The 8,250-nt window shown below is 73.0% G+C and carries 8 protein-coding genes; 2 read left to right on the top strand and 6 right to left on the bottom strand.

Annotated elements, in window-relative coordinates; genetic code table 11:
* Nucleotides 1-95: 95 nt before the first annotated feature.
* Nucleotides 96-914, top strand: a complete 819-nt coding sequence (locus AB0I32_RS26995; protein ID WP_357511767.1) for an ABC transporter ATP-binding protein — start codon at nt 96-98, stop codon at nt 912-914.
* Complete coding sequence (locus AB0I32_RS26990; protein WP_357511765.1) at nt 911-1,810, top strand: ROK family protein; 900 nt, start codon at nt 911-913, stop codon at nt 1,808-1,810. Before AB0I32_RS26995 ends, AB0I32_RS26990 begins: the two co-directional genes overlap by 4 nt.
* 153 nt (nt 1,811-1,963) lie before the next feature.
* On the opposite strand, the gene AB0I32_RS26985 is transcribed toward AB0I32_RS26990, so the two are convergent.
* The 6 genes from AB0I32_RS26985 to AB0I32_RS26960 all read right to left on the bottom strand — a co-directional run.
* Nucleotides 1,964-3,250, bottom strand: coding sequence for a family 16 glycosylhydrolase (locus AB0I32_RS26985; protein WP_357511763.1), 1,287 nt, complete (start codon nt 3,248-3,250; stop codon nt 1,964-1,966).
* 283 nt (nt 3,251-3,533) lie between these two features.
* A complete protein-coding gene (locus AB0I32_RS26980) occupies nt 3,534-3,953 on the bottom strand; it encodes an Hsp20/alpha crystallin family protein (RefSeq protein WP_357511761.1) in 420 nt (139 codons plus the stop codon).
* A 90-nt stretch (nt 3,954-4,043) separates the two neighbouring features.
* Complete coding sequence (locus tag AB0I32_RS26975; RefSeq protein WP_357511759.1) at nt 4,044-5,054, bottom strand: S66 peptidase family protein; 1,011 nt, start codon at nt 5,052-5,054, stop codon at nt 4,044-4,046.
* A gap of 87 nt (nt 5,055-5,141) precedes the next feature.
* Complete coding sequence (locus AB0I32_RS26970; protein WP_357511757.1) at nt 5,142-6,320, bottom strand: XdhC/CoxI family protein; 1,179 nt, start codon at nt 6,318-6,320, stop codon at nt 5,142-5,144.
* Between the two features lie 53 nt (nt 6,321-6,373).
* Nucleotides 6,374-6,859, bottom strand: coding sequence for a (2Fe-2S)-binding protein (locus tag AB0I32_RS26965; protein WP_357511755.1), 486 nt, complete (start codon nt 6,857-6,859; stop codon nt 6,374-6,376).
* A gap of 40 nt (nt 6,860-6,899) precedes the next feature.
* A partial coding sequence (locus AB0I32_RS26960; RefSeq protein ID WP_357511753.1) for a molybdopterin cofactor-binding domain-containing protein occupies nt 6,900-8,250 on the bottom strand: 1,351 nt, incomplete at its 5' end.

Below are 8,250 nucleotides of genomic sequence, written 5' to 3'. Positions count from 1 at the left end.
CGGGTGTGCCCCGGCCTCCCCGGCGAGGCCAGGGGGACCTGGACACACGCTCTGCTTCGCGGACATCCAGAGAGGTGGTCCTCGATCTGCGTGGCGTGAGTCTCGACTACCGCGTCCAGGGGCGGCACGTGCGCGCGGTGGAGGGACTCGACCTGAGGGTGCACGCGGGCGAGATGCTGGGCCTGGTCGGCGAGTCCGGATCGGGCAAGTCCACGGCGGGCCGGGCCTGCCTGGGCCTGCTGACGCCGTCGGAGGGCGAGGTGCTGCTGCTCGGCACCTCGGTCGCCAGGGCGAGGGGCCGGGCCCGACGGCGTCTGCTCGCCGACGTCGGCGTCGTGTTCCAGGACCCGGGCGCGTCGCTCGACCCGCGCAAGCTGGTGGGCGAGTCGATCGCGGAGCCGCTGGCCATCCACGGCCGCGACGGGCGGCGGTTGTCGGGCACCGAGCGGCGGACGCGCGTCCGCGAGCTGCTGGACGCGGTGCGCCTCCCCGTAGGGGCGGAGCGCCGCTACCCGCACGAGTTCTCCGGCGGGCAGCGGCAGCGCATCGGGCTGGCGCGCGCGCTGGCGCTCCGGCCGCGCCTCCTGGTCGCTGACGAGCCCACCAGCGCGCTCGACGTCTCGGTGCAGGCAGAGGTGCTGCAGGTGCTCAAGGACCTGCACGCGGAGCTGGGGTTCGGCTGCCTCTTCATCAGCCACGACCTCGGCGTCGTGCACGACCTCACCGACCGGGTGGCGGTGCTGCGGGCGGGCCGCCTCGTCGAGAGCGGCAGGACGGCTGACGTGTTCAGCGCCCCACAGGAGCTGTACACGGCGGAGCTGCTGGCTTCCGTGCCGACGCCGGACCCCGCCGCGCAGCGTGAACGGCGCGAGGCCAGGCAGCGGCTCGCCTCGGTTGCGGGCACCGCTCGATGAGCGGCGACCCGACAGCGGGCGTCGACATCGGCGGCACCAAGATCCGCGCCGCCGTCGTCGCGCCCGGTGGTGCGGTGCTCGCCTCGGCGACCGCGCCGACACCCTCGGGCGGTGAGGCGATGCTCGACGTCGCCGCGGACCTGGTCGCGCGCGCCGTCGCCTCGGCGGGGGTGCCGGTGGCGGCCGTCGGGGTCGGCGCGGCGGGCGTCGTCGACCCCGGGACGGGAGAGGTGCTCGCTGCGAGCGACTCGTTCACCGGGTGGGTGGGCACCAACCTGACGGACGGGATCACTAAGCGGACGGGGCTGCGGGTGGTCGCCGCGAACGACGTCGACTCGTTCCTCGTGGGCGAGGCGACGTGGGGTGCCGTCCGGGGCGTCCGCTCCGCGGTGGGCATCGCGCTCGGCACGGGTGTCGGCGGGGCCTTGTGGCTGGACGGCGCGCTGTACCGCGGCGCGGGGGCGGCGGGCGAGATCGGGCACATGCCAGGGTTCGGCGATGCGCGCTGCACGTGCGGTCAGCGGGGGCACCTGGAGACGCTGGCCTCGGGCCGTTCGGTGGCCCGCCGGTACGCGGAGCTCGGCGATGGCGCGGACGTCGGGGCCTCGGAGGTCGAGGCCCGGGCCCTCGCCGGCGACGAGACGGCGATCCGGGTGCTCGCCGACGCCGGGCACGCCGTCGGCTCGGCGGTGCTGATGCTGGCGGCGCTGCTCGACGTCGGGCACGTGGTGGTCGGCGGCGGCCTCGCCCGCGCGTGGGACCTGCTGGAACCTGCGCTCCTGACCCGGCTGCGCGAGGAGCCACCGGTATCAGGACACCCGATCGAGGTGCGGCGTGCGGTGCTCGGGGGCGACGCGACGGTCGTGGGTGCCGCGGCCTTGGCGCGACAGCCGTAGCCGTCGCCGACCGGGTCCGCCTCCGTTGGTCGAGCTGACCCGCCTTTGGCCGAGCCTCTTCCGTTGGTCGAGCTTGTCGAGACCCCTTGTCGGCGTCAGGGGTCTCGACAGGCTCGACCAACGGAGCGGGCGCGGGCGCTCGCGCCGGTTCGGTTACGGCAGCGTCCAGCGCTGGACGGTGCTCCCGTCGCAGTTGGCTATCTCGGTGCGGGTGCCGTCGGTCTGCACCCGGCCGACCGGCTGCAGGCAGCGGCCCGACTGCGGGTTGCGCAGCGCCAGCGTGCCGCTGGTCGAGGCCCACTGCTGGGCTCCGGTGCCGTTGCAGTCCCAGAGCTGGACGGCGGTGCCCGCCGCGGTGCCGCCGCCCGACACGTCGAGGCACTTGCCGAGCGCGCGGACGGTGCCGTCCGTGCCGACCGTCCACTGCTGGGCCGCGTTGCCGTTGCAGTTCGCGAGCTGGATGGGCGTGCCGTTCGCCGTGGCGGCCCCCGCGACGTCGAGGCAGATGCCGTTGCTCGCTCGTACCGTGCCCGTGCGGCTGCCTCCGCCGCCCGTGGAGTCGTACACGCGCACGTAGTCGACGACCATCTGCTGCGGGAACTGCGTGCTCCCGTCGGGGTAACCGGGCCAGTTGCCACCGACCGCGACGTTCAGGATGAAGAAGAACGGCTGGTTGAAGACCCACGGGTTGCTGCCGGTGTTCGCCGGCGTGAACGTCTGGTAGGCGTTCCCGTCCACGAGCCAGGTGATCGAGTTGGGGCTCCAGTCGATCGCGAAGGTGTGGAAGTCGTCGGCGAAGGACCAGTTCTGCGGGTGCTGGTACGACCCGGTGATCGGGTTGGCGCCCGAGTAGCCCGGGCCGTGCAGCGTGCCGTGCACCCGGTTGGGCTCGCGGCCGATGTTCTCCATGATGTCGATCTCGCCCGAGCTCGGCCACGGCGTGCCAGGGAACTGGCCGCCGAGCATCCAGAACGCGGGCCAGATGCCCTGCCCGCGCGGGATCTTGATCCGCGCCTCCAGGCGGCCGTACTGCGGCTGCACCTTGCCCTTGGTCGTCAGCCGGGCGGAGGTGTAGCCGCTGCCCTCCTGGCGGGCGGTGATCACCAGGTTGCCGTTGCCGTCCAGGGCGGAGTTGTTCCGGGAGTTCGTGTAGTTCTGCAGCTCGTTGTTGCCCCAGCCGCCTGCGCCGGTCTCGAAGTTCCAGTTGGCGCCGTTGGGCGCGCTGCCCGCGGCGCCGTTGAACTCGTCGGACCAGGTCAGGGCGGCGGCCAGGGCTGCGGCGTCCTGTGCGGCAGCGGTGCCCGACGCCGGCGCGGCCCCGCCGTCGGGCGCCTGGGGTGCCGCCGCGGCGGAGGTGACGAGCGAGGCCGACAGGACAAGGGTCAGGGCTGCCACCGCCGTCAGGGCGGTGCGGGTGGTGCGGTGCCTCGTGCTACGCATCGAACGCTCCTTCGCGAACATGTCTCTCCCGCCGCACGGAACCGCGCGACAGGCACAGCAGCGGCAGTCGCGCGTGCACTCCGGTGTGTCACGGGCGATGCGTGGGTGGTGACGAAACAGTGCTCACGAAAAGTAGCGGCGTCAGGCCGTACCGCACAACGGTCAGATCGGCACATACGGGTTTTCCCCGAGCCGTCCCACGGCCGTCCGCACCGGGCCGGGAACGCGGACGGCGCCCGGCCGCTGGGTGCGGTCGGGCGCCGTGGTGAGGCCGCTGAGGTGATCAGGCGGCGGTCGTGACCTCGATGCGCTGCGGCGTCGTGCCGGCGAACACGCCGGGGACGGTGACCGTCAGCACGCCGGCGTCGTAGGACGCGGTGACGGCGTCGCCGTCCACGGTCTTCGGCAGCGTGACCGTGCGGCGGAAGGAGCCGAAACGGACCTCCGAGATGCGGCGGCCCTCGGACTCCTCCGAGCGCTGGTCCTTGCGCTCGCCGCGGACGACGAGCTTGCGGCCCTCGACCTCGACGGTGATGTCGGCGGCCGGGTCGACGCCCGGCAGGTCGAGACGGGCGACGAGGTCTTCACCCTCGCGGTAGACGTCGGCCGCGGGCACGGGGCCCTGGGCGACGGCGGACTGCGGGCTCCACGGGTCGCGGAGCCACGTGTGGGTGAACGGTGAGCGGGTCAGGACGGTGGTCATGGTGTTCTCCTCCGGACGGGATTGATGTCAGTCTCAACCTGAGTCGACCCGACTCAATTTCCGGGTTCGCCGACGGCGGACGACGACGCCTCAGTGGCGCGTGATCGTCAGGCTCGTCGTGTCCTCGGCGCCCGCCGGGACCACCAGCTCCGCCTCGCCGCCGACCGGGAACGTCATGAACGGGCTCGTGTGCCCGAAGTCCACGCCGGCCAGCACCGGCTTGCCGCGCAGGGCCGGCTGGCGGGCGACGATCTCGTCGACTGCCTCACGCGTCACGCCGGAGCTGGCCTGGAACCGGCCGACGACCAGCCCGGTGACGCCGGCGGCGTCGGGCAGCTGCAGCAGGGAGGTGAGGCAGCGCGCGACGTGGGCGGCGTCCGACTCGAAGTCGTCCTCGAGGAACAGGAGCGCGCCCTCGAGCGACGGCATGTATGCGGTGCCCTGCAGCAGGTTGAGCGTGCCGAGGTTGCCGCCGACGATCCGGCCCGAGGCCTGCCCGGGGCGCAGTGCCCACCAGCCCTCGTTCGGCACGGGGGTGCGGGCGTCCTGGTCGGCGAACCACAGGTCGTCGGTCCAGGCCTGCGCGGGTTCGACGGCGATCGGGGCGTCGCTCATGACCGCTGCGCGGAACCAGTCCCCGGTCGGCTCGAAGTGGTCGCGCATGCCCCAGCTCGACCAGTGCGGGCCCGAGTACGTGACCAGGCCGGTGCGGGCGAGGATCGCGTTCTGCAGGACGGTGATGTCCGAGTACCCGCAGAACACCTTCGGGTGGGCGGCGATCAGGTCGAAGTCGAGGTGGGGCAGCAGCTCGTTGCTGTTGAAGCCGCCGATCACGGTGAGGATCCCGGCGACGTCCGGGTCGGCGAACGCGGCGTGCAGGTCAGCGACCCGGTGCTCGATGGTGCTGCTGCGGAACTGGTCGTCCTCGTCGACGTGCTCGCCGAACGTGAGGGTGAGGCCCATGGCGGCGAACCGCTCGTCGATCCACCGGGTGTTGTCGTGCTCCATGATCATCGCTCGCGACCTCGCGGGTGCGACCACCCGGAGGGTGTCGCCGGAACGGAGCTTGGGCGGGACGACGGTCTGTACGTGCGCTGGCATGCCCGCAGCCTAGAGCCGGCTGGGGGCTCGGGGTCGTTTGCGATCCGCCGCGCTGCCCACCGGCTCAGCACGGGCCGGACCTGGATCTCAGCCGTGGATCGGGCCGTCCGTCTCGCGCAGCGGCCGGGCCGAGGCGCCCGACCTCGCGGCGATCATCTCGGCCGCTATCGAGACGGCGGTCTCGTCCGGCGTCCGTGCGCCGAGGTCCAGGCCGATCGGGCTGCGTAGCCGCACCAAGGCCTCGGGCGGGACGCCGTCCTCGATCAGCCGGGCCTCCCGTTCCGCGTGCGCCCGGCGTGAGCCCATCGCGCCCACGTAGGTCCCGGCCGGCAGCTCGGTGAGGGCCGTGCGCAGGAGCGGCACGTCGAACTTCGGGTCGTGCGTCAGCACGCACACGGCGTCGTGCTCCGTGACCCGCCCCGCCTCGATCTCGGCGGCGAGATAGCGGTGCGGCCAGTCGACGACGACGTCGTCGGCCTCCGGGAAGCGGGCCGACGTCGCGAAGATCGGCCGTGCGTCGCACACCGTCACGCGGTAGCCGAGCAGCCGCCCGGCGCGCGCCATCGCCGCGGCGAAGTCGATGGCACCGAACACCAGCAGACGCGGGCGCGGCGCGAAGACCTGCAGGAACACGCGCGTCCCGGTCTCGGTGCGCTCGCCGCGCGGTCCGTACTCCCGCACGGCGGAGGTGCCGGCGGCGATCTGCCCGACGGCGTCGGCGGCAACCGCAGCCAGGAGCGGATCGGTCGCGGCCGGGTGCTGCGCGGCCACGACCGTGAGGTGCCGGCCCAGCGGGCCGGTGACGGCGTCCGCGTCCGGGCCGCCGTCCGCACCCGCGTCCGTGGCGATGACCGTGGCGAGGCAGACGCCCGAGGTGCGCGGGCCGCCGTCGGGCAGCGTGGGGCAGGTGCCCAGAACCTGCTGGGCGAAGGACTCGAAGTCCGGCCAGGCGGTGCGCGAGAGCGGGGCGACGAACACCTCGATGGTCCCGCCGCAGGTCAGGCCCACCGCGAAGGCGGACTCGTCGGAGACGCCGTACCGCGCAAGGACGGGGCGACCGGTCTCGGCGACCTCCAGGCACAGGTCGTACACCGCGCCCTCGACGCAGCCCCCGGACACCGAGCCGATCACCTCGCCGCCCGGCCCGACGGCCATCGCGGCACCGGGCTCGCGCGGCGCCGAGCGGAACGTGCGCACGACCGTGGCGACCGCGACCCGCTCGTCGGCGCGCCACCAGTCCAGCAGCTGCGGCAGCAGATCCCGCATGTGGCGCCCTCCCGTCGCTCGATCCCCATGAACCTGAACCGTGAACCGTGAACCTACATCTTCGCCTCGCCCGCCCGGATCGCCTCACGGATGCGCGGGTAGGTGCCGCAGCGGCAGATGTTCCGGATGCCGTCCAGGTCGGCCTCCGTGATGGTGCGGCCTTCCTCGCGCACCTTCCGCACCAGCGCGACCGCCGCCATGATCTGGCCGGGCTGGCAGTACCCGCACTGGGCGACGTCGCGCTCCAGCCACGCCTCCTGCATGGGGTGCAGCTCGTCGCCGACCGCGCCGACCGTGCCGGGCAGGCCCTCGATGGTGGTCACCTCGTCGTCGGGCCCGAGGTCGCCGACGGGTACAGCGCAGGGGTTGAACGCGCGGCCGTTGATGTGGCTCGTGCAGGCCTTGCAGACGTTGATGCCGCAGCCGTACTTGGGGCCGGTGATCCCGAGCACGTCGCGCAGGATCCACAGGACGCGGACGTCGTCGGGGGCGTCGACGGTGACGCGCTCACCGTTGACCAGGAACGTTCGGGTAGGCATGGGGTCTCCTCGGGAGATCTCGGAAGTCGGCGAGGCCGGCTCAGTACGTCCGGCGCAGGCCGTCGACCGGCGAGGCGGGCACCGGCGGGACCGTCGGCTTCACCTCGAAGTGCAGTGGCTCGTGATGATTCACGGGAAACTCGGTGGGCATCGTCCCGGTCGCCCGCGCGTACGCCGTCGCGGTGGCCGCCGCCGCCGAGGCGACGGCGAGCTCGCCCGCGCCGCCCGGCTGCTCGGACGTGTTCTCCATGACGATCACCCGCATCTCGGGCGGCACGTTCCACTGCCGCGTGTACGCGTAGTTGTCCCAGCTCGCCTCGAGGAAGTGGCCGTCGCGCAGGTGCAGCGACGACGTCAGGATGATCGCGATCCCGTCCATGACGCCGCCGATCATCTGGGCCTCGAGCCCCTTCGGGTTCACCGTGAGCCCGACGTCGACGGCGGTGGTCACGCGCGTGACGCGCGGTCCCGTGCGCCCGTCCCTGACCTCACGCCGCACGGTCTCGGGGCGGCAGTCGATCTCGACCAGGCAGGCGGCGACCGACTGGTACTCGGCGTGGAACGCGATGCCCTGGGCCACCCCGGACGGCAGGGCGCGTCCCCACTCACCGGCCTCGGCGACGGCGTCGAGGACCGCGCGGGACCGCTCGTCACGCGCGAACCTGCGCCGCACCTGGAGCGGGTCCAGCCGCAGCCGCTTGCCGATCCGGTCGACCGTGAGCTCACGGGCCGTGGCGACGTTCGGGGAGTAGATGTTCCGCATGGCGCCGGTGTTGAACCGGCGGTCGACCTCGGAGAGCAGGTTGGTCTGGACGCCGAAGCTGTAGTGCGTTGACTGGGTGAGTACGTAGATCGTCTCGGCCACCGAGAGGTCGCCGACCGGCAGCTTGCTCGCTACCGAGACGAGCATCTCACCGAACCCGTGCGAGAAGTCGGTCCCGATCGAGGTGTGCCGCTGCTCCCACGTGAGCACCTCGCCGCCCAGGAGCGTCGTGCGGATGCGGTGGGTGGAGGCCGGGTGCACGCGCCCCTGGCGGAAGTCGTCGGCGCGGTGCCACATCAGCTTGACCGGCACCCCCATCGCACGGGACGCCTGCGCGGCCTCTGAGGCCGCGTCGTGGAACAGCTTGCGGCCGAACGACCCGCCGCCCTGCGTGACGTGCACCGTCACGGCGGAGACGGGCAGCCCGAGCTCGCCGGCGATCCAGCCCTGCGCGACGATCGGAGCCTGCAGCCCGGCCCAGATCTCGGCGGAGCCCGGCCGCACGTCGGCGATGGCGCAGTTGGGTTCAAGGGCGCTGTTGCTCGAGAACCAGAACGTGAAGTCGGTGTCGATGGTCGTGGTCAGCAGCGGCACCCTCGGCACGGCCAGCGGCAGCTGGGCGCCGCGC

This window comes from Promicromonospora sp. NPDC050249, from assembly GCF_040656015.1.
Classification (GTDB): Bacteria; Actinomycetota; Actinomycetes; order Actinomycetales; family Cellulomonadaceae; genus Promicromonospora.
The sequence above is the reverse complement of the archived record's forward strand: the minus strand, read 5'-3'. Positions and strand labels throughout refer to the sequence as shown.

What these genes read in the sequence shown, in the direction of transcription:
- AB0I32_RS26970 (WP_357511757.1), bottom strand. Translation starts at nt 6,320, where the DNA reads ATGCGGGATCTGCTGCCGCAGCTGCTGGACTGGTGGCGCGCCGACGAG.
- AB0I32_RS26975 (WP_357511759.1), bottom strand. Translation starts at nt 5,054, where the DNA reads ATGCCAGCGCACGTACAGACCGTCGTCCCGCCCAAGCTCCGTTCCGGC.
- AB0I32_RS26990 (WP_357511765.1), top strand. Translation starts at nt 911, where the DNA reads ATGAGCGGCGACCCGACAGCGGGCGTCGACATCGGCGGCACCAAGATC.
- AB0I32_RS26980 (WP_357511761.1), bottom strand. Translation starts at nt 3,953, where the DNA reads ATGACCACCGTCCTGACCCGCTCACCGTTCACCCACACGTGGCTCCGC.
- AB0I32_RS26965 (WP_357511755.1), bottom strand. Translation starts at nt 6,859, where the DNA reads ATGCCTACCCGAACGTTCCTGGTCAACGGTGAGCGCGTCACCGTCGAC.
- AB0I32_RS26985 (WP_357511763.1), bottom strand. Translation starts at nt 3,250, where the DNA reads ATGCGTAGCACGAGGCACCGCACCACCCGCACCGCCCTGACGGCGGTG.